Source organism: Sphingobacterium sp. Ag1, from assembly GCF_000988325.1.
GTDB lineage: Bacteria > Bacteroidota > Bacteroidia > Sphingobacteriales > Sphingobacteriaceae > Sphingobacterium.
Genome location: NZ_LBGU01000044.1, coordinates 437,545 through 457,966 on the forward strand (window position 1 = coordinate 437,545; position 20,422 = coordinate 457,966).

Below are 20,422 nucleotides of genomic sequence, written 5' to 3' on the forward strand. Positions count from 1 at the left end.
TATGAACAGAGAAGAATTGATCGGTGCTTTAAAACCAATTATAGCGCCCTACACAACAAACGGAGAAGCTTTCCAAAAACTTACTGAAGAGACTGATTTTATGCGTGATCTACAAATTAATTCAGCCAATTTGGTTGATATTGTGCTGGATATCGAAGATCAATTTGGGATCGTTATTGAAAATTCCGATATGGAGCGTATGCTTAATGTTGGAGCTGCAGTCGAAATAATCGAAAGCAAGTTACAAGAAAAATGATTGGTAATGACATTATCGATCTGGTTCAGTCCAGAAAAGAGAGTAATTGGAGACGTAGAGGTTTTCTTTCAAAACTATTTAATGAGCAGGAACAACTATTGATTGTGAACAGTCCAGATCCTGAAATTGTTGTTTGGCTCTTATGGAGTATGAAAGAGGCTGCCTATAAAATATGGAATAGACAGACAGGAATCAGAAAGTACATTCCTTTAAAATTGCGGTGTTCAGTTCATGAACGATCTTCTTGCAAGGCGAGGGGAGAAGTCATCTGCGAAGGGAAAAGGTATTATACGAAGACCATCGTTTCCCCTGATTTTATACATACCGTAGCAGCTGGCGAGTTAGTTCATTTGGACGATATTGTTGAAATCAAAAGAGATGGAATTATTAAAGATTCTCTCGGAGTTCCAAGCCTCGTTCTGAGGGATGGGAAGAGGCGCTTGCCTGTTTCCGTAAGTAACCATGGCCGTTTTGAGCGAATAGTTTCGATTCATAGCCTATTGACTTAATTAGACGAGCGACCATCTTATTGTACTTGGATGGATTCTTCCCGAAGCATCTGTTTGAATTTGGGATCTCGGATATAACGACTAAAGTCATGGCTTGACATTCCTGTGAAATCAGTCATCGAAAAGATGGTATAATTTTTCTTAAGTGCGTTAAAACTTTCCTCTTTATATCCCAGATCTGTTGGATTAAGTTTATTCGATAAGAATCCAAAAAACTTCTTCAACATCTTATCCGTACCATTTATGGTGATATGTATTTTCTTAACCTGGGAGCTCAGTTCCACAAATTTTTTGGTGTTAGTTGTTGTATCGGTATACTGAAATTCGGAAAGCCCTATGGCTGGCGCCAACATAATACAGGTAATCCTGTTTTTGTTTTCCAATAAAGGTTTTGCCCGCTCGATATCGACCTTATGAATGTCTTTGGCCTGAGCGGAAAAGGAACTATTGTATTCCGGATTCGAAATAGCACTCATCACCACAGATGCTCCACGACTGTGAGAGATAATGAAGACATCTTTATCGGCCATATTATTCAGTATACGTCTCAATCCAAATTCACCGGCCATCTGGCTAAAGGAGGCTGCGGAAAACCAGTTTTTTGCAGATCGAAACGGAGAGGTTGATCGTAAACCATCCCAATAAAAGCGAATAATTTCGTCGGTTTTGGGATTTGTAACGATATGATCGGCAATATATTTATATTGTTTTACAACGGATTCTTCATCGGCATTAAAGCCATGAATTAAAATGAACACACGTTTTTTGGGTGCAATACGTTTTGACAGACGCAGCATGTTACCGCGTTCAAAAGCGAGTAACTGTTCGCGGTCGCCTCTGTCGGTGGCAATCTTCATCAGTGAATAAGGGTCTCTAGCAGCTTTATTCGAGGGGATGCCATAACTTTTCTTCCAATTATCGGGGTAGAAATTTCCATTCTGATCCACAAATGAATACCATAAATTGGGATCTACTCCAGTATTGGGAGATGCCGAATCAGGAAGGTTATGAATAAGACCACACGAGGCGAACAAGGTGATAATGAGGATGAAGTAGAAAAAATATCTTTTGTTCATATGCTTTATTTCCTTCTATATCAGAATTTTATTTTCACTAGGATCCAATGGCTATCAAATTGGATGTATTTCTACAAAAATTCATTTCATGTAATATAGTCATTATTTTGGATAGCAAAAAGCAAGTCCGCATTTCGTCTGCTTATTATTTTTCCTAATTTATCTGGATGAAGCTAAGGATCTATTCTTTTAATCAAATAAAGCCTATTGCGTCGACTGGTGAAAAGCTGGTAATTTAAAGCCGCATTTGAGTAGTAACCATAGTTATGAAATTGTTCCGTATCCTCAAAAGTCAGCGCTCCAATATTCTTACCATTGATTTCAATCTGAGACCAATGCCACTCCTCATCAAGATATAAATGATCTTTAAATTTTAAGGTGTCGTTTTCGACAATAAGGTGTGAGAAAAGGCAACCTTGCCAACGATCGCCTTGCTCATATTTTCCGCTGTTCACATCCTGTCGATTGCGAATACGCCTGATTTTTTGGTAATAAACCGATTGAATATTGGCGGGGGAATGATTCGTGACCCATTCATTCTTGTCCCAGTGTCCGAAAAGGTCATTTACTGTGCGCCCTCTAGACACAGTTTGCAGATTTAAATTACCATCATCCGATATATTTTCACAGAATATATGCCATTTATCGTCCATGAAATACGTTTTTTTTGAGTAGTTTTTCGAATTGCTGTGTTCGAAATCATAGATTCGCTCAGAAAGAAAATACTGTGCTTTACGATCGATATCATCTAGTTGTTGGCGTTGTTGATCCGCAGTCCAGTTGAGATCGGCATTGCGTATTTCAATGCTGTTTTTTGTGGTATCACCATCTAATGGCCAGCTACGAAAGTAATGTTTTCCTATGTTGATCAGATAGCCCTCGAAAAGAATCTCCGTATCCTTATCTTCATCCTGTGTGTAAGAATATTGATCGATCTGCTTGCCGTTTTTGTCCAATTTATAAAACATATGGATGGTTGGTTCTGCATCGTTAGCGTTTTTAGCCTTGCTCAAACTATGGATGATTAATTCGTTGTTCTTTGTCAAAAACTGATCAATAGGATTACTACTCGCCTTGAAAAGAATGATTTCATGTCGTCCAAATCTATTTTTGGTGTTATTGATATCGAGATATTGCCCGTATTTTTTCGGGAGTGTCGACGAGTGAAAGAAGTTTTGAATCCTAATATCGATATCAAAAATACCATTTGTATATATAATTGTACCGGCTATCAGCATACATCCCAGTAGATAATATTTTAAAGTACTGGTATCTTTTAACAGCAGATAGAAATAGCAAAATACCCAGCTCAGTATAAATGCAAGCGGCGAAAAAATAATATAATTCAGCTTCACATTGTTGCCTGCATCAAAAATAAAAAAACTGATGAGATAGGCTGCCATAAACACTAGGCATCCGAAAAAAGACTTTAATAAAGGACTCTTTTTAGCTTTCTCCGGATTTTGATCTGTCTGTTGCACGATGTTATAATTTAGGATAGTTTGTATACTATTTAACACTGGACTGATAAGGGCGTAATTTAATTTTTTTCTTTAAGGTTTCAAAGAGTCGATTACACATTTGATGCTAAAAGCATGCATATGGGTTCATTAATTTTTATTGGTCCTTGGGAAAACTTCCTTAACGCCACCTTTTGTTAAAATAAGGGAATTGTAAATTCCTGTTTTGTCTCTAACAAACTCGATTGTTCTGTCGTTGTCGTCTGCCCTGAAAAATTTTGTTTTAGACTCGGGAATGAGTTCAGTATCCGCATCGTTATAGTAGAGTTTGCCTGCAATTTTTAATATATGTATTTTCCCATATTCACCTGCATAGTTATCGTACAGCGTCGTATCTATTTTGGTGGGATAATGTTTATAGGGAAGCTCTACTTCTTTACCCAGCGCAATTGCAGACAGTCCATACCCGATGATATGGGCGGGGGAGCCGTTGTTGGAAAGGACAGTGACAAAGAGTTTGTCGTCAGTAAATCGATTAAAAGAAGTCATTGTACCAAAGAATCCGCCATCATGTGCAATCAAATAATGTCCGTGATTGTAAAATGGATTGATGATAAATCCATAGCCCCAATTTTCAGCGCTATATGGTGTAAACATTTTTTCTTTCATCGCTGCAGATAGAATCGTCGTTCCATAGAGTGCTTTGTCCCAAATGGCTAAATCTTCAACGGTTGAATAAATACCGTCGTGGCCCAAGTTGATCTCCCAGTTGATATGGGGATTATGGATAAAACCTTCTGCATTAGGATAATATACTTTTGCCTTTTTCGTGACGATGGAATCATTATTACTGACTCCGGTGTTACTCATGCCAGCTTTATCAAATATGTTTTTCTTTAAGAAAGAAGCGTAATGCTCACCTGAGACCTTTTCAATAATCTTTGCTAACAAATAATAACCGATATTACTATAGGCGCTTTTCGTTCCCGGTGAGAATTCGAAAGGAATTTTCTTGATGGCGGCATAAGCAGAATCGCTACTTATACTACTTAATGCGATTTCTTTAAAACCCATAGCAAGTCCTGAGGTGTGTGACAGCAGCATGTGGATACTGATACTATCGGCTTTTGGATAATCGGGGAAAAACTTACTGAGTTTATCGTTTAGCGATAATCTTCCGCTGTCTACGAGCTGTAAAATAGCAGCCGCGGTAAATTGTTTTGTGACCGATGCCAACTGAAACTTCGTATCGATCGTATTTTTGATCCTCCATTCATAATCTGCTAAACCGTAGGCTTTTTTTAATAAAATGGCGCCGTTTTTCGTGACAAGAACTGTTCCACTAAAATTATTTACATCGGCTTGTGCCTGCATATAGGTGGCAAGTTTGGCTGATGTTTTTTCTTGTGCCACAAGAAAAATTGGACAAAACATAAGTAACATTAAAAGCTTCATAGCGTATGGTATAAATAATTATGGAGCAATGTTACTGTTTAATAAAATAGTGTGATTGTATTTTTGTAAACCTGCTAAATAAAAATCCATTTTATTTGTTCCCGTTCAAGATCAGCTATTTTGGAAAAGAAAATTTTTGGTGTAAACCCTGTTAATTTTTTAAAATCTCTGATCATGTGGGACTGATCGAAATAATCCAGGTTATAAGACAGACCTATTTTGTTGCCATCTTCGAGGTGACTTTGAATCGCAGCTCGAAATCTAATGATTTTTTTGAATTGGGAAGGTGTTTTACAGATATGTTGATCGAATTGCTTATTTATGGTTGTTCTCGATCTTCCTGTTTTTAGCGAAAATTCTGACATCGATTGATTGAGGTTACTTGTATCTAGCATTTCGGTGATTATGTTTTCGAGCAATGCATTTTCAAATGCCCGAAATTTTGATATCCAATAATCTTCTAAGGCCTTGATTCGCTCGTCTTGGTCATCAATGGAAAGGATAGATCTCATCGCGTTTTTATAATCCAGGTGCGGATTAAAATCAGGAAATGTTCCGCTGTTATAATAGCTTAAATCATTGGATATAAAAGCATTTATCCCAAGAGGTTTGAAGTAAGTGGTAATTTCATTTATTTTTCCCTCATAACTCACTAAAACAGGTTCATTAAAATTGCATACAAGGTTTGTTTCTATCGAATTGGACGGACAATGCTTCGTAATGACCTCATTTGGGCTTACCTTAGTTTTGGTCTGCTCACTTATCGTCACTATGGTGTAAATGCTCGGAAACGTAAAATATGCCGTCGCTTTTTCTTCGTGAGTTTTCTCAAGTACATAGAAGCATTCAATATATTTTTTTAGAAGTAAGCTCTTTGGTCTATATATTTTTATCGTCATTTATTCTTCATGTAAATAGGTGTTATTCATACGTCATCCTTTTAAACTTGGATGTATTGGATAATCGATTTAAATATAGAGAACCTTTATGATAATTTTTACCAAGCTTAATTTCTTAAAACACTTATTTTTAAATTGGGAGAAGATGAATCCGATAGTATTCAATTTTTAGTGTACTTTAGTCGGTAATTAACCGTTTAATAAAAAACCAAATGAACGATTTGAATCCAGAAGAAAATTACATCGCAATAAACAAACACTCGTGGAATAATAGAACAGATACACATCTAAAATCAGACTTTTACAATCTAGCAGGATTTTTAAAAGGGGAGACTTCGCTAAATTCAATCGAATTGGCGTTATTGGGTGATATCAGCGGAAAAAAAATATTACACCTACAATGTCATTTCGGACAGGATACAATTTCTTTGAGTAGACTTGGTGCCAAAGTTACTGGTGTTGATCTATCCGACAAGGCTATTGAAAGTGCCCGAGAAATTGCGAAAGAAACGAATGCAGATGTACAGTTTATCTGTTGTGATTTGTATGAGCTTGAGAATCATCTTGACGGACAATTTGATCTGGTCTTTACCAGCTATGGAACGATTACTTGGTTACCGGATTTAGATAAATGGGGGAAAATAATTTCACGTTTCTTGAAACCGAAAGGGAAGTTTGTTTTTGTCGAGTTTCATCCAGTTGTCTGGATGTTCGATGATAATTTTGATAAAATTGGCTATAATTATTTTAATATTGCTCCAATTGTTGAAACCGAGCAGGGAACCTATGCCGATAAAGATGCAGCTATTTCGCAGTCCTATGTTACCTGGAATCATAGTGTGAGTGAGGTCGTTGGAGCTTTACTTCATCATGGGTTAAACATTCAAGACCTGAACGAATTTGACTATTCACCTTATCCCATTTTTGAAAACATGACAGAACTAGATCCTAAAAAATTCAGAATAGCCCATTTGGGAAATAAAATTCCGATGGTTTATGCTATTGTTGCGCGTAAAAGTGAATAAATAGAATGCTGGGAATTGGCCAGGTACTTATTTCTTTTTCAAATAGCGATTTATCATGGGGCTAAAATCTATTTTGGATGAAGCCTGAATATGTTCTGCCAATACGGATGCGGGAAATTCATCCAATGTTTTGAAATTAATACAACCTTTTTGAAATTTGGCCTTGGGTAATTTTAATTTTAGTTCTTCCATTAATTCGGGGTTAGTATAGATAACCAAGGAATGGAATGAAATGTAATTCTTTGCGACTGTTAGCCCGTATTTAAATACGCCCTGTTCATTAAAGCTAATCGCATTAGGGTTTGACATGAATTTTCCGAAGCTCTCAGAGACGGTATTGTCATTTTCTGTTATCGCTTTCCGGAATTGACGGATGACCTCTTGCTCCGTTTCCGAAAGTGTATTGATATACTGATCTATTTCCATAATATCGTATTGTTCTTAAGGGCTGTAGTTATTAGCTAAAAGTATCAAATTTTCTTCTATATCGATGTAGGTCAGGATAAAAAGATGCATTGATTTATCTTGGCTACATGTTGACCTGCCTTTAAAATTTTACCCCTCTTTATTTCAGATTTTACCCCCTGTGGTTGGCAAGTTATTTATAATTTAATGTTATTAATCAAATTATAAAATTCGTATTCGTTGGAATAAGGGATACGTCTGCAAGAATTATAACATTTATAAACTAAAAACAGCATTATGAGAAAATTTATGATGGTGATTTCTATTGGAATCATTGGGCTATTGAGCTGCCAAAAGTCTGTTCAACTAGATTCTCCGACATCACTAAAAACAAAAGCGAAGGTAAATCTAGCAAGTATAGGTAATACTTACTATATAGATCCCAGCGGAAACGATGATAGCACAGGAACGAGCACAACTGCAGCATGGAGAACGCTGGCCAAAATTAATGCCTCGGTTTTTGGCCCTGGTGATCGTATTTTGTTCAAGAGTGGTGGCGTGTGGAATGACACGTTGCATATGAAAAATTCGGGAACGGCTGAAGCTCCTATTATTATAGACAAATATGGCGGTGATGTTCGTCCGATTATCAACGGTGGTGGAAAGCGAAACGGATCAAATGCACTATACCTCAATAAGGTGTCTTATTTTGAGGTAAATAACCTCGAACTGACAAATACAATCCCCAGCGGAACAAGTTATGCTGCTACGGGGATCCGCGTGGTTGGAGGCAGTTCTGCAGGAACAGCAATTAGCAATGTCTCCGTTAGAAATTGTTATGTTCACGACGTCAATGGTGCTATCGATGGACAGACCAATTATAACAAAAGCTCTGGCGGGATTATCTTAGACGGTAAAATATATGGTGCTTTGGTACAAAGTTGCCACGTAGCCAATTGTTCCGTTGAAGGGATAAGGACTACTGGCGATAGGGCTATGGCAGCGAGATCAAAAGATATTATTATCGATAACAATTTGATTGAATATATCTACGGCGACGGAATCGTTATGTCCGGCGTGACGGGAGGAAGTAAAATCACACACAATACGGTCTATAAGGCATGTATGAACACAGGCTCTGAAAATTATGCGGGTATTTGGACAATTGGTAGCTTGAATACGCTGGTGGCTTATAATGAAGTTTACGGTATGACAGGCGGGGGCGCTAACGATGGAGTCGCGTTCGATGCCGATGGCTATGATACCAATTCAGTAACCGATGGAGATATTTTCGAATACAATTATTCGCATGATAATAACGGCGGATTTATGCTTTTTATGAACCAGTCTAAGAATATTAAAGTTCGCTATAACGTTTCTGTCAACGATATCGGTACAACACGGTTAAAAAAACTCTTTTTGATCGAAAAAACGACATACGATTCCCGTGAGATTTATAATAATGTATTCTATATTAAAAATCCAACCGCCAGCCTGTTTAACGTCATGAATGGCGTGAGTTCAGGAAAGCCTTATGCGACATTTTCAAATAATATTTTTTATACCACCTCAACCATTAGCAGTCTATCCACCCAAGCCGATAATGGGCTGAAGTTTAACAATAATTGTTTATTTCCGTCAAGTACATTTACGTCATTGAACTGGGGAACTACCGTGCGGAACAACAATTTCTATGAAGATCCGGTGTTTGTCAACCCAATTGGTGGAAACGGCCTTGACGCTGCAAAAGGTTATGATGTCGGTTCCAGTTCGGCCGCCCTTAATGCCGGTGTATTTATAAGTAACAATGGAGGAGAGGATTTTGCTGGAAATGCGCTGCCATTGGGTAATCCAGATGTTGGAGCGTTTCAGCATGCTGTTGTAGCCAATGCTGGAAGCTCTCTTGCCGATGCCTATGTCCGCAACGGTAGCTATGCGAGTACAAATTATGGAACTACAGCTGATCTTGTCATCAAATCCGACGCTACATCTTACGCGCGTAAAGCATATGCTAAATTTGATATTGCGATGATTACTAAACCTAAAGTGAGTTCGGCAAAATTAAAATTGTATGTTGCAGGGGTGAATACAGCACCACAACGTACTATTAATATTTATACAACCTCCACGACATCTTGGTTGGAAAATAGCATTAATTGGAACAATGCACCAATGGATACTGTACTTGTCGGTAAAATTCCTATTTCTGGGATAGGTTTACAGACCATCGACGTCACTTCGGCCATTAATAGATTGCTGACCGGCACTGATCGTAAAGCATCCTTTCTATTTTTAAATACAGCTGCGGCCTCTTCTACAAATGATATGTCTTTTAGTAGTAGGGAAGCTGCCGCCAATAAACCGACTTTGGAACTGCTCTATTAAGCTGGTACTTATTCAGGTAATTCTATCCTATTTGTGGAATAACCAGATCAAGAAGCCGCAGAGAATGCCAATTCTCTGTGGCTTTTTACGCTTTCCCAATAGCGCTTTATGCTATCACCCAAAAAAATCGGGCTAAGTAAACAAGACTGCCATTAATTTTAGTGTACCTTATTTTTTATGCGTCATACTATAGCCAGTTTTTGAAGTTAAATGGACATACGGTGCTCACAAAAATTATTATTTCGTAAATTCATACTATGAAGCATCCGATACACGAGTTGGATAGCTTCTTCATACTAATAAGAGGAATGCATGAAAAGCACGAAACGAAGGAAAGGTTTTCTTTTCAAACAATATGAAGAGCCGTTTCAAACGCCTTTTGATAAATTATTTGACATTTTCAAAGAATTGATTACCCATACCTCTGGTGATTTTGATGAAGCCATTGACTGGCTTAGGCAATTGGATAAAGAGTTCAAACTGACGACTCCAGCCTATACGATAGACGATTTCATTGCGGATCTGAAGGATAAAGGTTATATCAGGGAAAAAGTGGAGTTTGGTGGTGAAGGTGGCGTAGATATTACCTCAAAGCTGGAGAAAGCTTTGCGTCAGCATGCCTTGGACCAGATTTTTGGGAAAATGAGGAAAGGAAAATCAGGCAATCATAAAACTAATCACCAGGGAAGGAGTGACGAAAATATGGGCGATTTCAGAAACTATCAGTACGGAGATGGCCTGGAGAAAATAGTTTTGACAGAGAGCTTGAAAAACGCACAGATCAATCATGGGATAGGTGAGTTTGCCTTATCAGAAAATGATCTCGTCGTAGAAGATACACAGTTTAAGTCGCAGATGAGTACAGTGTTGATGATCGATATCAGCCACAGTATGATTTTATACGGCGAGGATCGGATCACTCCTGCAAAAAAAGTGGCGATGGCTTTATCAGAACTTATTTTGACCCGTTACCCGAAAGACTCACTTGACGTCATTGTTTTCGGAAACGATGCATGGCCTATCGCGATAAAAGACCTGCCTTATTTGCAAGTTGGACCATTTCATACCAATACGGTCGCGGGCTTACAGCTAGCGATGGACTTACTAAGGCGAAAACGACATGCGAATAAGCAAATATTTATGATAACCGACGGGAAACCCAGCTGTTTAAATATGCCGGACGGCACTTACTATAAGAATCCTATGGGTTTGGATCCTTTTATCACCAGCAAATGCTATAGTATGGCTGCACAGGCTCGAAAGTTGGGAATACCAATTACAACCTTTATGATTGCTTCGGATCCTTATCTACAGCAATTTGTCGACGAGTTTACAGCTTCAAATCAAGGGAAGGCTTATTACACGGGACTTGGGGATCTGGGTGAAATGATCTTTGAGGATTACGAAGAAAATCGAAAAAAGAGAATACGATAAGAATATATGGATTACACGAAGATTACAACATTTGGTGCATTAAAAACTTCGGGTTATAAACCTAAAACAATAAAAGAAGAATTGCGTCAGAATCTGATTACAAAAATAAAGGCGGGTGAAACCGTGTTTAATGGGGTACATGGTTATGAAGATACCGTAATTCCAGAACTTGAAAGAGCAATACTTTCCAAACACAACATTAATTTCTTGGGCCTTCGCGGTCAGGCGAAAACACGTCTAGCTAGGCTCATGGTCAACTTATTGGATGAATATGTGCCTGTGGTTCAAGGTTCAGAGATTAATGATGATCCGTTTAACCCCATATCGCGTTATGCGATAGAGTTGCTGAAGGAGAAAGGCGACGATACACCGATAAGCTGGCTTGGTCGAGGCGATCGTTTTGCGGAGAAACTGGCTACACCTGATGTGACAGTAGCTGATTTGATCGGTGATGTAGATCCCATCAAAGCCGCAAATTTAAAACTGAGCTATGCAGACGATCGGGTGATTCATTTTGGTATGATTCCTCGGGCAAACCGTTCTATATTTGTCATTAATGAGCTACCTGATCTTCAAGCTAGAATCCAGGTAGCCCTCTTCAATATATTACAGGAGGGAGATATTCAGATTCGCGGTTTTAAGTTACGCTTGCCGTTAGACGTACAATTTATATTTACAGCGAATCCAGAGGATTATACCAATAGAGGAAGTATTGTGACGCCGCTGAAAGATCGCATCGGATCGCAGATACTTACACATTACCCCGCATCGGTTGAGATAGCAAAGGCAATTACTGCGCAGGAGGCGAACTTGGAAGCGGCCCAGAAGGAGCAGATATACGTCCCTGAGCTAGCTAGGGAATTGATTGAGCAGATAAGCTTTGAAGCACGAAATAGTGAAAATGTTGATGAAAAGAGCGGCGTAAGTGCGCGTCTGAGCATTACAGCATTTCAAAACTTATTAAGTACCGCTGAATTACGCATGCTCAGAAGTGGGGCGCAAGCAACGGCAGTACGGCTGAGTGATTTTATGGGTATTGTGCCTGCGATAACCGGCAAAGTTGAGCTCGTTTATGAAGGCGAGCAAGAAGGAGCGGGTATCGTTGCAGTGCAGCTAATAGAAAAAGCGATTAAAAGCCTTTTCCCGATTTTATTCCCAAAAATTGAGAAACTGGAAAGAGAAAACGAGCGTTATCCCTACGATGATATTGTTCGTTGGTTTTCGGAATCAGAAGGAATCGAATTATCTGATGAACTCAACGATTTGGCGTACGGGCAGGTTTTGGACCAAGTGAAGCCTATCCATGCTTTAATTCAGCAATACCAACCGGAAACGAAACCCGAAGATCTCCATTTTCTGACTGAATTCGTTTTATGGGGACTTACCCTCAACAATAAATTAAGTAAATATAGACTGGGGTCCGGCCTTCAGTTTCAAGATAATTTTCAGGGATATCTGAGAAATAATCTGTAACAGGCAACGAGTAATAGGATGGGTAAGTTTACAGCGCAAACTTACCCTTATGCTATTGTAAAAGGTCTTACAAGAACGGAAAAAGGAGGATAACCTATCTTTTCATTAAAATTAAGTCTATCGATAGACCAATAATAACGACGACAACAGTAAATGACAGATACCCTAAAATATAAACAGCGAGCGCTTTTAAATAACTGGGTATTTTGTAGGGGTCGAAAAATTGTCCAATCGCCCAAACGCTATATACCATAGCGACGATGCTAGCCTGTACCATAACGCCTGTATGTGTTACACCTTCAATTAATGCAAAAATAGTATAGATCAACATCGTGATTCCCAAAATAAAACACAGCAGGATGACAATTTCAAAAAAATTAAAACCGTATTTATTAAAAAATAGTTTCGCCCAAAAAGCGATAAACAATCCTATCATGATATTGGCGTAACCATAGTGATCCTGGATCCAGAGGTATATCGAACCCGTAGTAGAATGTTGAGATTCGTAATAGCTCACATATTTGTCGTTTACATGAAAAAAATGGCTTACTACAGAGTATATCAGCGAGGTGATGATGATAAAAATAATGGGTTTTACCAAGCGACTCCTGTTCTCGGCAATATATTTTTTTACATTTTTTCCGGGTGTGGTAATGAGTTCACGAATCGTGTACAAGATGCCGCGCTCGAAATGAAGGACATGTTCAATCTCGTGGACGATATAATGCACATCAATTCTTTTAAGGACCGCTGGCTGTCCGCATTTCGGACAGAAATTCAGCGTTATATCTGTCCCACAGTTTTTGCAATTTGTCATGTTTATACTATGTTATAGGTAATAAATTTGTTAATATCTGAGGATTCTTTCCTTTCCATATTCTGAAAATCGTTGGCTTTAGCCTCCTGTCGATTAGAATTTGTCCAAAAATATTATAGATTATGTCAATCAAGGCTACACCTAAGTGTAGTTTTATACCAACCAACTTCTCTCGTAAGGTAAATAGATTTATTGCGCTGTCGTGTAACCGCGCTGTTGGCAGAATCTTTTATTCTATTCGGCCATTTAAATAAAACTATTATATTTGCATAATACTTGAGTTATCAAGTATTATGCAAATAACAAGAACAATAATACTATGAACGCGATTAATACGATTCTGAACATTGTAAAAGTTCAATCTGTCATCACCAAAAAGTTTGATGGGTTGAGCTTGCATGGACTAAGTCTGACAGACTTTATGATCTTACATATTTTAAGCCAAGTTCCCGGTAAGCGGCTACGGCGAATTGATCTGGCTGAAAGTACCGGTTTAACAGCCTCAGGAATTACACGGATTATTTCCCCCATGGAAAAGATGGGGCTTGTTGTAAAAGAGCACAATAATAGAGATGCCCGGGTCAGTTATGTGAAGCTTACGGCGGTTGGTGATCGAATTTTAAAGGAGGCGACTGTTACAGCTGAGCACATCGCCAACAAGCTATTGGACGGAATGGCCGTAACAGATCTCCTTATTTTTGCTGGGCAATTGAAGTCATTGGGCGGAGATTTATAATTTTAATTTAAAAACACATGAACAAAATAGATAAAAAACAACTGAAAGCCGAATTCTTGGACAGTAAACAATTGATGGGAGTGTTAACAATTTACAATAAGGCCGAAAATAAAACATATATCGCAGATAGCCTGAATTTAACGGCTCTTTCCAACAGAATCAGATTTATGTTAAACATGGGGCAATTTGACAACAAAAACTTACAGGCGGATTGGAACCAATTGGGCGAGGGAAATTTCCTGTTTGAAAATGCAGTTATTATTCCATTTGAAAACGACAAAATCATTGATTATAAAAGAGTCGTACATCATGCAGCAACTGAGTTGAAGAGTAAAGTGAGTGAAACAACAAGTATCTATTAATATGGCAAGAAAGACGTATTTGTATCCGAGTTATGAAGCCGGAAGGAATCTGGCATTGAAAAATATCCAAGGCCCCATTGTCAATCTCAATTTAATTCAGTTGAGGAAAATCGCGGACTATACTAATTTTCCGGAGATTGCGCCAATCAAAGAAATTTCGGGATACGATGCTTTCATGAATTATATAAAGCTAGCCAAACCTTTTGTGGAAGAAAGCGGCGGTGAGCTACTTTTTGTTGGGCATGGTGACCAGTTTCTGATAGGCCCCGATCAGGAGCAGTGGGATATTTGTCTGCTGATCAAACAGCGAAGTGTGTCCGATTTTTTTTCATTTGAACAAAATCCAGCGTATATGAAGATTATAGGGCATCGTACTGCAGCAATCTCGGATTCAAGACTTTTACCCCTGGAAAATCTCCCGTTTTAAACGATACTTACCATAAAAATATCGCCTATTTAAATAATAAATGTATATTTGACATTAATAAAAGTAAACCTCGTATCATATTCTTCTACAGCTTCGTGGAAAAGTGTTTTTGAGCAAATTTAAATTCGTGTTGAATAGCCCTTCGATCAAGATAATTTGGAATTTGTGCATTAAATAATCCATGGTTAAGGTGTAATAAATAAGGTTTGCTTGGCAAATGAGCATTTAGAAAAACCTAAAAATTGATCAAACATGAAACTAAAACAAATAGGGGTATTAAGTATTGCATTAATGAGTTTTACCAATGCCGTAGCGCAAAAAATACACAATGCAGATAAGGCGGCGGGTTATCTTTTTGCATATTTTGAAGGTTCGGGGGATAAAAATACACAAGAACAATTGCGATTTGCAGTCAGTCAGGATGCGCAAAACTGGGTTGCATTAAATAACAATAAACCTATTTTGTCATCGGCGGATATATCCCAAACGGGAGGGATTCGTGATCCGCACATCCTTAGGGGAGAGGACAAAAAGTCATTTTATATGGTCGCAACTGATATGTTTACGGTAAAGAATGGGTGGGGAAGTAATCCGGGTATTATCCTGATGCGATCTGATAATCTGACGGACTGGAAACACAATTCTGTTGACCTGGCAAAGTTATACCCTAAAAAATTTAAGAACGTAAAATGGGTATGGGCACCACAGACGATCTACGATCCGGCTGAAAAAAAATACCTGGTGTATTTTACTGTGAAATCGCATGCGAATGATAAACTTGATTTTTATGCGGCCTATGCGAATAAAGATTTTAGTGGCTTTGAAAAGGAACCTACTTTATTGTTCAGTCCAAAATTTGGCGGTATTGATGGCGACATTGTCTATAAAGATGGGCTATATCATTTTTTCTTTAAGGGTAATACAAAAGATGCTGCCGGAAAAGAAGTGAAAAATGGAATTCAGCAGGCGACAAGTAAATCCCTAAAAGGACCATGGAGAGAAGACTTCCGGTATCTCGATGCCTACGCAGACACTTCTGTTGTTGTCGAAGGATCGAGCCTTTTTAAGTTGAATGGAACAAACGATTATATCTTGATGTACGATTTGTATGCGAATGGAAGATACGAATTTCAGCGCACAGACGATCTCTTTAATTTCTCTTCAAAACCTGAACCTTTTCATAAGAATTTTAATCCGCGACATGGAAGTGTGATTTCAATCAGCAAGGAAGAGTCTCGTCTTCTGAACAATAAATGGGGCGGTGTACCTGGTGAATTGCTAGCTCCTGTGGCTGCGGATGACCGGTATCATTTTACCGCAAAGGGAAATCCGATTATTAAGCATCATTTTACGGCCGATCCGGCTGCATTAGTTAAGGGGGATACACTTTGGTTGTATGCAGGTCATGACTTTGCAGGGGGGCAGAAAGGCTATAAGATGAAAGACTGGATCGTTTATTCTACAACGGATTTAAAAAATTGGACGGAATATCCCGTGTCTTTGCGCATAAGTGATTTTACATGGGCAAAAAGCGGCGATGCGTTTGCAGGACATGTTACCGAACGTAATGGAAAATATTACTGGTACATCAGTTCCAATTGGTCCGGAATAGGTGTTGCTGTCGCAGACAGACCCGAAGGTCCCTTTAGCGATGCATTGGGAAAGCCCTTATTGACCAACAAAGACTGTTTTGCTTCTTCCCATTCCTGGGCTTGTATCGATCCAGCTGTTTTTATTGATGATGATGGTCAAGCCTGGATTTTCTGGGGCAATCGCGAGTGTTACTACGCAAAGCTCAAAGAAAATATGGTTGAGATTGATGGCGAAATAAAACAGGTGAATTTTGAAGGACTAGCTTTTACGGAAGCACCGTGGGTTCACAAGCGCAATGGAAAATACTATTTGAGTTATGCTACGGAATTTCCGGAGAAGATCGCTTATGCCATGGCCGATAAGATCGAAGGTCCCTATGTCTATAAAGGAATTTTGAATGAAATAGCAGGCAATAGCAATACGAACCATCAAGCAATTGTCCCTTTTAAAAATCAATGGTATTTCATTTACCATAATGGGGGAATTAATCCAGATGGAGGCAGTTTTAGCCGTTCGATATGCATAGATACCTTAAATTACCGTCCAGATGGTACAATCCATAAAATTAAAATGACAACGGAAGGAACTACCGGAGACTAAGCATGAAAAAGCCGGTGAGCAAGCTAAAGTGGCTACCGTAGAAGGTGGGGTAAAGACCGGTTTAATAAATTAAAAATGTGGAACGACGCTGTCGTTCCACAAAATGTTCTTCAGTGTAGTATTGTAGGATTCTTTTTACAGTATTCTTATCGAATCAATTCAGAAATTTAAAATGATGAGATAGGCATCTCCATTCATTTCGGCAATTACTTCTCTTGAGTCAAGTTTACTTATGGACAAATGTAGCTTAGAATAGCAGTAGAAAGAATATGAAAAAGATACTTTTTTATGTGAAAATGGGAATATTTGAGTTTTATATAAATTACGGTTGTTGCAATATGATATATTGTATCAATTTTACGCCGATTTGTTCCACCATGCTGAATTGTCATAAAAATTCTGTTGATTAGGTCTTCGTTCCAGTTCTATTCCATACAACCATATGAAAAGACAACATCGTTCCGTTTTTTTAAATTCTATTGTTTTAAGCAGCACAGCCTTTTTGATTCTAGGGATTCTTTTTTCCTGTTCCAGTAATCGGCGATTTTCGGGAAAGCAGGAGTCGATATATCGGCTTGAACTTGATCGTTTAAAGGAAGTGGCGAAAAATAATCTAACAGATAATATAAAGGAGTTCAATGCTTTCGAGCACCGGCCAAAATCGGACGGAGCTTTTGACGAATCCAACAACAAAGACTTTTTGGTCAATAACATTCCGTATTTTGAGAGTTCCAACGATACCCTAAGTCGCGTGTATAATTATCGTTGGTGGATGATCAGCAAGCATCTTCGGGATTATTACGATCCATATGATTCAAAGAAATATTGGGTTATAACGGAATTTTTTGGTTATCCCGCCTGGGGATCCCTGAGTGGAGCGATTACCTGCCCAACAGCGCATCAGTTTTACGATGTACGTTGGCTTCGTGATCCCAAATACCTTCAATCTTATGCAGAATATTTTATGCTTGGATCAGCTTCCAAAATAAATCAGCGTGAAAACGGCAATTTTTTAACCCATTTGAGCCGGCCCGAAAGTGTTCATTTTTCCAGTTGGATGGTCGATGGCATTGAATCATTTTTAAAAATTCATCCCGATCAGGCCTGGACACAAAAGATGCTTCCAGCGATGGAGACCCACCAGCACCTTTTGGATAGCCTATTCACTGTGAAAAATCCCGATGCGAAGACCAACGGCATGTACAAAATTCTGGATCTGTACGATGGTATGGAATTCAGCCTTTCGGCGGTGCTTGGCTTGATTGAGAGTAAAGGGCCCTATGCTATTTATAGCGATAGTACATGGAGAGATCTTTATTTAGGTTGGGGGACGACAGACAAGGCTGCAAATACGACTGCTGCGAAAGACTTTCCATTGGCCTTTACCAAAGGTTATCCTGATTTTTATCTGGTGCGCCCATCCGTTGGAAGCTATTCCTTTGGGAATACCAACGCATTGTACAATCTCTATAGACAGGAAGAGCAACATCATCCTTCGATTAAGAATAAGGCGAAAGCAGATTACTATAAATTCAGAAGCCAGGAAATACAGTGGAAATTTCTCAGGACACTTTGGAATGCAGATGATGGTTTTTTTTATACCTTGACAGCCGGAGACAATGCCTATGGTGTACGGGATTACGAAGCGCGGGTGCGGGAATCCGTTGGTTACACCCCTTGGTATTTCAATATGATACCGCGTGAGGATAATAAAAAGTATGAGGTAGCTTGGGCGATGTTTACTTCCGAAAAAGGTTTCAATAACCATAAAGGAATGACTACGGCCGAAAGACAACATCCCTATTATAATGAGCAGGCTTATGCCTGGAACGGCAGAGGATGGCCTTTTCAAAACTCAGTCGTCTATAAAGCATACAGCAACTATTTAAGAAATTATAAAAATCATATCACTGCGCAGGACAAAGAGACCCTGTACGAACAAATTATGAAGCTTACACGGCTTCACGGTTATGCCCACCCAAATATCGGTGAATGGTATATACCAAGTGACGGTGAGCAATTTGGTGGGCAGAAGGATTATTTTCATTCAACCTATCTAGACATAATCATAGCAGATCTCATTGGATTTAAGGCATCCCATCACAATAGCTTTCAGGTTCAGCCGCTGATACCTGCTGGCAAAATGGATTATTTTTACCTCGGAAACTTAGCCTATCACGGGAAAACAATAGACATTGTTTGGAAAGAAGACTGGGATCAAAACAAACCTGGAAAACAGTCTATGTTATGCATTTGGGTAGATCATGTTTTAAAGGCAAGCAGCAAAGATCTTGGTGTTAAAATAGACGTAAATTTAGACTAATATTAACAGGTGTTTAACGAATTAAAATACATCGATTGGAAGAATCTATTTTAACGGAATTTTAAAAAATAAGACTCGATTGCACAACCGTCATTTTAATTATACGGAACTCAATCGTTAAATTTGAGAAATTGAGCGGTACAATGGTAAATGATTACAAAAAATATGAGCTATTTGGAAGACCGATGATGCAAAAAATTGCATTGAAGGCACCATTTACATTTGAATTTCCAGTAGTGGAACAGGCTTGCTTCCTCTATGTACTGGAAGGGGAAATGCAATGCCAGGCAAATGACGAAGAGCTAACTATTGCGAAACATTATTCCTTATTGCTGAATTGTATTAATTCTGGAAAGCGAATCCACGATGTGAATCCAACGCGTGATTGTCAGCTGTTAATCGTCACTTTTTATCCAGATACCTTGAAGAAAGTTTACGATAGAGAGTTGCCCTCGTTGCTGCTTGAACCTGAAAATATTATTTCAAACCAATCAAAAGAAAAAATTGACAATGATTTCCTGATCCAGAAATATGTGGAAGGCTTGCTGTTCTATTTTGAAAATCCTTCATTGATCAATGAAGATATACTGGTGCTCAAATTAAAAGAAATTATATTGCTCCTGTCCCAAACGAGAAACGCGTCGGTCATACGAGTGATATTATCACAGCTTTTTTCTTCAAATACCTATTCGTTTAAACAGATTATTGAAGCCAATCTGTTTTCCCAATTAACCATTGAGCAGCTTGCGGAACAGAATAATCTGAGTGTCTCTTCCTTTAAAAGAGAGTTTGCCAAATTATATCATGATACACCTGCCAGCTACATCAAAAATAAGAAGCTCGAAAAGGCGGCAGAGCTCCTTTTGGTTTCCGATCAGCGTGTTTCCGAAATTGCCTTTAACTGTGGATTTAACGACCTTACAACATTTACAAAGAGTTTTAGCGACAAATACAATATATCGCCAACAAAATATCGTCGACAGCTTAAAAGCAACTAAAAACCATAAGATTGTGGTCCTGTTTTTTGAACTAAAACATCAAATCTTTGAACGAAATCAAAAAACCATTTTCCTTATTCTATCGCAACTTTGTAGTGTTCCTTTAAAGGGTTGTTATTCCATGGATTGTGCCGTGAAAGCGTGACAACGACCTTACAGGAACATTTTTTTGAAATTATCAACGTTAAA

18 protein-coding genes are annotated in these 20,422 nt (G+C 38.5%); 12 read left to right on the forward strand and 6 right to left on the reverse strand.

All coding sequences use genetic code 11. The features are described 5' to 3' along the window. Position 1: 1 nt before the first annotated feature. Positions 2-256: an acyl carrier protein gene (locus tag AAW12_RS22580; RefSeq protein WP_046675918.1), complete on the forward strand. Its 255-nt coding sequence runs from the start codon at positions 2-4 to the stop codon at positions 254-256. After that, positions 253-765, forward strand: coding sequence for a 4'-phosphopantetheinyl transferase superfamily protein (locus AAW12_RS22585; RefSeq protein ID WP_046675919.1), 513 nt, complete (start codon positions 253-255; stop codon positions 763-765). Before AAW12_RS22580 ends, AAW12_RS22585 begins: the two co-directional genes overlap by 4 nt. A 17-nt stretch (positions 766-782) precedes the next feature. On the opposite strand, the gene AAW12_RS22590 is transcribed toward AAW12_RS22585, so the two are convergent. The 4 genes from AAW12_RS22590 to AAW12_RS22605 all read right to left on the reverse strand — a co-directional run bounded on the left by AAW12_RS22590 (position 783) and on the right by AAW12_RS22605 (position 5,655). After that, positions 783-1,841, reverse strand: coding sequence for an alpha/beta hydrolase (locus AAW12_RS22590; protein ID WP_046675920.1), 1,059 nt, complete (start codon positions 1,839-1,841; stop codon positions 783-785). A gap of 173 nt (positions 1,842-2,014) precedes the next feature. Continuing rightward, positions 2,015-3,322, reverse strand: coding sequence for a hypothetical protein (locus AAW12_RS22595; protein WP_156167734.1), 1,308 nt, complete (start codon positions 3,320-3,322; stop codon positions 2,015-2,017). Between the two features lie 129 nt (positions 3,323-3,451). Beyond that, a complete protein-coding gene (locus AAW12_RS22600; RefSeq protein WP_197084142.1) occupies positions 3,452-4,735 on the reverse strand; it encodes a serine hydrolase domain-containing protein in 1,284 nt (427 codons plus the stop codon). A 95-nt stretch (positions 4,736-4,830) separates the two neighbouring features. Then, positions 4,831-5,655 (reverse strand): helix-turn-helix domain-containing protein, encoded by an 825-nt coding sequence (locus tag AAW12_RS22605; protein WP_046675923.1) that lies wholly within the window; start codon positions 5,653-5,655, stop codon positions 4,831-4,833. A gap of 212 nt (positions 5,656-5,867) precedes the next feature. Between AAW12_RS22605 and AAW12_RS22610 the strand changes: the two genes are divergently transcribed. Then, positions 5,868-6,680: a class I SAM-dependent methyltransferase gene (locus AAW12_RS22610; protein ID WP_231585337.1), complete on the forward strand. Its 813-nt coding sequence runs from the start codon at positions 5,868-5,870 to the stop codon at positions 6,678-6,680. 27 nt (positions 6,681-6,707) lie between these two features. Here AAW12_RS22610 and AAW12_RS22615 read toward each other — a convergent pair whose 3' ends face one another. Continuing rightward, complete coding sequence (locus AAW12_RS22615) at positions 6,708-7,106, reverse strand: DUF1801 domain-containing protein (RefSeq protein ID WP_046675924.1); 399 nt, start codon at positions 7,104-7,106, stop codon at positions 6,708-6,710. Positions 7,107-7,382: 276 nt separating this feature from the next. Here AAW12_RS22615 and AAW12_RS22620 point away from each other — a divergent pair, with 276 nt between their 5' ends. The 3 genes from AAW12_RS22620 to AAW12_RS22630 all read left to right on the forward strand — a co-directional run bounded on the left by AAW12_RS22620 (position 7,383) and on the right by AAW12_RS22630 (position 12,377). Beyond that, entirely contained in the window at positions 7,383-9,470 is a 2,088-nt protein-coding gene (locus AAW12_RS22620; RefSeq protein ID WP_046675925.1) for a DNRLRE domain-containing protein, read from the forward strand. A 312-nt stretch (positions 9,471-9,782) separates the two neighbouring features. Next, complete coding sequence (locus AAW12_RS22625) at positions 9,783-10,904, forward strand: vWA domain-containing protein (protein ID WP_046675926.1); 1,122 nt, start codon at positions 9,783-9,785, stop codon at positions 10,902-10,904. Between the two features lie 6 nt (positions 10,905-10,910). Next, positions 10,911-12,377, forward strand: coding sequence for a sigma 54-interacting transcriptional regulator (locus AAW12_RS22630; protein ID WP_046675927.1), 1,467 nt, complete (start codon positions 10,911-10,913; stop codon positions 12,375-12,377). 94 nt (positions 12,378-12,471) lie between these two features. On the opposite strand, the gene AAW12_RS22635 is transcribed toward AAW12_RS22630, so the two are convergent. Then, entirely contained in the window at positions 12,472-13,194 is a 723-nt protein-coding gene (locus AAW12_RS22635; protein ID WP_046675928.1) for a DUF3667 domain-containing protein, read from the reverse strand. Positions 13,195-13,513: 319 nt separating this feature from the next. On the opposite strand from AAW12_RS22635, the gene AAW12_RS22640 reads away from it, so the two are divergent. The 6 genes from AAW12_RS22640 to AAW12_RS22665 all read left to right on the forward strand — a co-directional run bounded on the left by AAW12_RS22640 (position 13,514) and on the right by AAW12_RS22665 (position 20,233). Then, positions 13,514-13,930, forward strand: a complete 417-nt coding sequence (locus AAW12_RS22640; RefSeq protein ID WP_046675929.1) for a MarR family winged helix-turn-helix transcriptional regulator — start codon at positions 13,514-13,516, stop codon at positions 13,928-13,930. Positions 13,931-13,947: 17 nt separating this feature from the next. Then, positions 13,948-14,292 (forward strand): GIY-YIG nuclease family protein, encoded by a 345-nt coding sequence (locus AAW12_RS22645; protein WP_046675930.1) that lies wholly within the window; start codon positions 13,948-13,950, stop codon positions 14,290-14,292. Between the two features lies 1 nt (position 14,293). After that, positions 14,294-14,719, forward strand: a complete 426-nt coding sequence (locus tag AAW12_RS22650) for a hypothetical protein (protein ID WP_053003938.1) — start codon at positions 14,294-14,296, stop codon at positions 14,717-14,719. 252 nt (positions 14,720-14,971) lie between these two features. After that, on the forward strand, positions 14,972-16,912 hold the full coding sequence (locus AAW12_RS22655) for a family 43 glycosylhydrolase (RefSeq protein ID WP_084823291.1): 1,941 nt from the start codon (positions 14,972-14,974) through the stop codon (positions 16,910-16,912). Between the two features lie 442 nt (positions 16,913-17,354). Next, the gene (locus AAW12_RS22660; protein WP_053003939.1) at positions 17,355-19,235 is read left to right on the forward strand and encodes an MGH1-like glycoside hydrolase domain-containing protein; all 1,881 of its coding nucleotides are present in this window, start codon (positions 17,355-17,357) and stop codon (positions 19,233-19,235) included. A gap of 185 nt (positions 19,236-19,420) precedes the next feature. Next, positions 19,421-20,233: a helix-turn-helix domain-containing protein gene (locus tag AAW12_RS22665; RefSeq protein WP_231585338.1), complete on the forward strand. Its 813-nt coding sequence runs from the start codon at positions 19,421-19,423 to the stop codon at positions 20,231-20,233. The last annotated feature ends 189 nt before the right edge of the window (positions 20,234-20,422 follow it).

What these genes read in the sequence shown, in the direction of transcription:
- AAW12_RS22580 (WP_046675918.1), top strand. Translation starts at nt 2, where the DNA reads ATGAACAGAGAAGAATTGATCGGTGCTTTAAAACCAATTATAGCGCCC.
- AAW12_RS22585 (WP_046675919.1), top strand. Translation starts at nt 253, where the DNA reads ATGATTGGTAATGACATTATCGATCTGGTTCAGTCCAGAAAAGAGAGT.
- AAW12_RS22590 (WP_046675920.1), bottom strand. Translation starts at nt 1,841, where the DNA reads ATGAACAAAAGATATTTTTTCTACTTCATCCTCATTATCACCTTGTTC.
- AAW12_RS22600 (WP_197084142.1), bottom strand. Translation starts at nt 4,735, where the DNA reads ATGTTTTGTCCAATTTTTCTTGTGGCACAAGAAAAAACATCAGCCAAA.
- AAW12_RS22605 (WP_046675923.1), bottom strand. Translation starts at nt 5,655, where the DNA reads ATGACGATAAAAATATATAGACCAAAGAGCTTACTTCTAAAAAAATAT.
- AAW12_RS22610 (WP_231585337.1), top strand. Translation starts at nt 5,868, where the DNA reads ATGAACGATTTGAATCCAGAAGAAAATTACATCGCAATAAACAAACAC.
- AAW12_RS22615 (WP_046675924.1), bottom strand. Translation starts at nt 7,106, where the DNA reads ATGGAAATAGATCAGTATATCAATACACTTTCGGAAACGGAGCAAGAG.
- AAW12_RS22620 (WP_046675925.1), top strand. Translation starts at nt 7,383, where the DNA reads ATGAGAAAATTTATGATGGTGATTTCTATTGGAATCATTGGGCTATTG.
- AAW12_RS22625 (WP_046675926.1), top strand. Translation starts at nt 9,783, where the DNA reads ATGAAAAGCACGAAACGAAGGAAAGGTTTTCTTTTCAAACAATATGAA.
- AAW12_RS22630 (WP_046675927.1), top strand. Translation starts at nt 10,911, where the DNA reads ATGGATTACACGAAGATTACAACATTTGGTGCATTAAAAACTTCGGGT.
- AAW12_RS22635 (WP_046675928.1), bottom strand. Translation starts at nt 13,194, where the DNA reads ATGACAAATTGCAAAAACTGTGGGACAGATATAACGCTGAATTTCTGT.
- AAW12_RS22640 (WP_046675929.1), top strand. Translation starts at nt 13,514, where the DNA reads ATGAACGCGATTAATACGATTCTGAACATTGTAAAAGTTCAATCTGTC.
- AAW12_RS22645 (WP_046675930.1), top strand. Translation starts at nt 13,948, where the DNA reads ATGAACAAAATAGATAAAAAACAACTGAAAGCCGAATTCTTGGACAGT.
- AAW12_RS22650 (WP_053003938.1), top strand. Translation starts at nt 14,294, where the DNA reads ATGGCAAGAAAGACGTATTTGTATCCGAGTTATGAAGCCGGAAGGAAT.
- AAW12_RS22655 (WP_084823291.1), top strand. Translation starts at nt 14,972, where the DNA reads ATGAAACTAAAACAAATAGGGGTATTAAGTATTGCATTAATGAGTTTT.
- AAW12_RS22660 (WP_053003939.1), top strand. Translation starts at nt 17,355, where the DNA reads ATGAAAAGACAACATCGTTCCGTTTTTTTAAATTCTATTGTTTTAAGC.
- AAW12_RS22665 (WP_231585338.1), top strand. Translation starts at nt 19,421, where the DNA reads ATGATGCAAAAAATTGCATTGAAGGCACCATTTACATTTGAATTTCCA.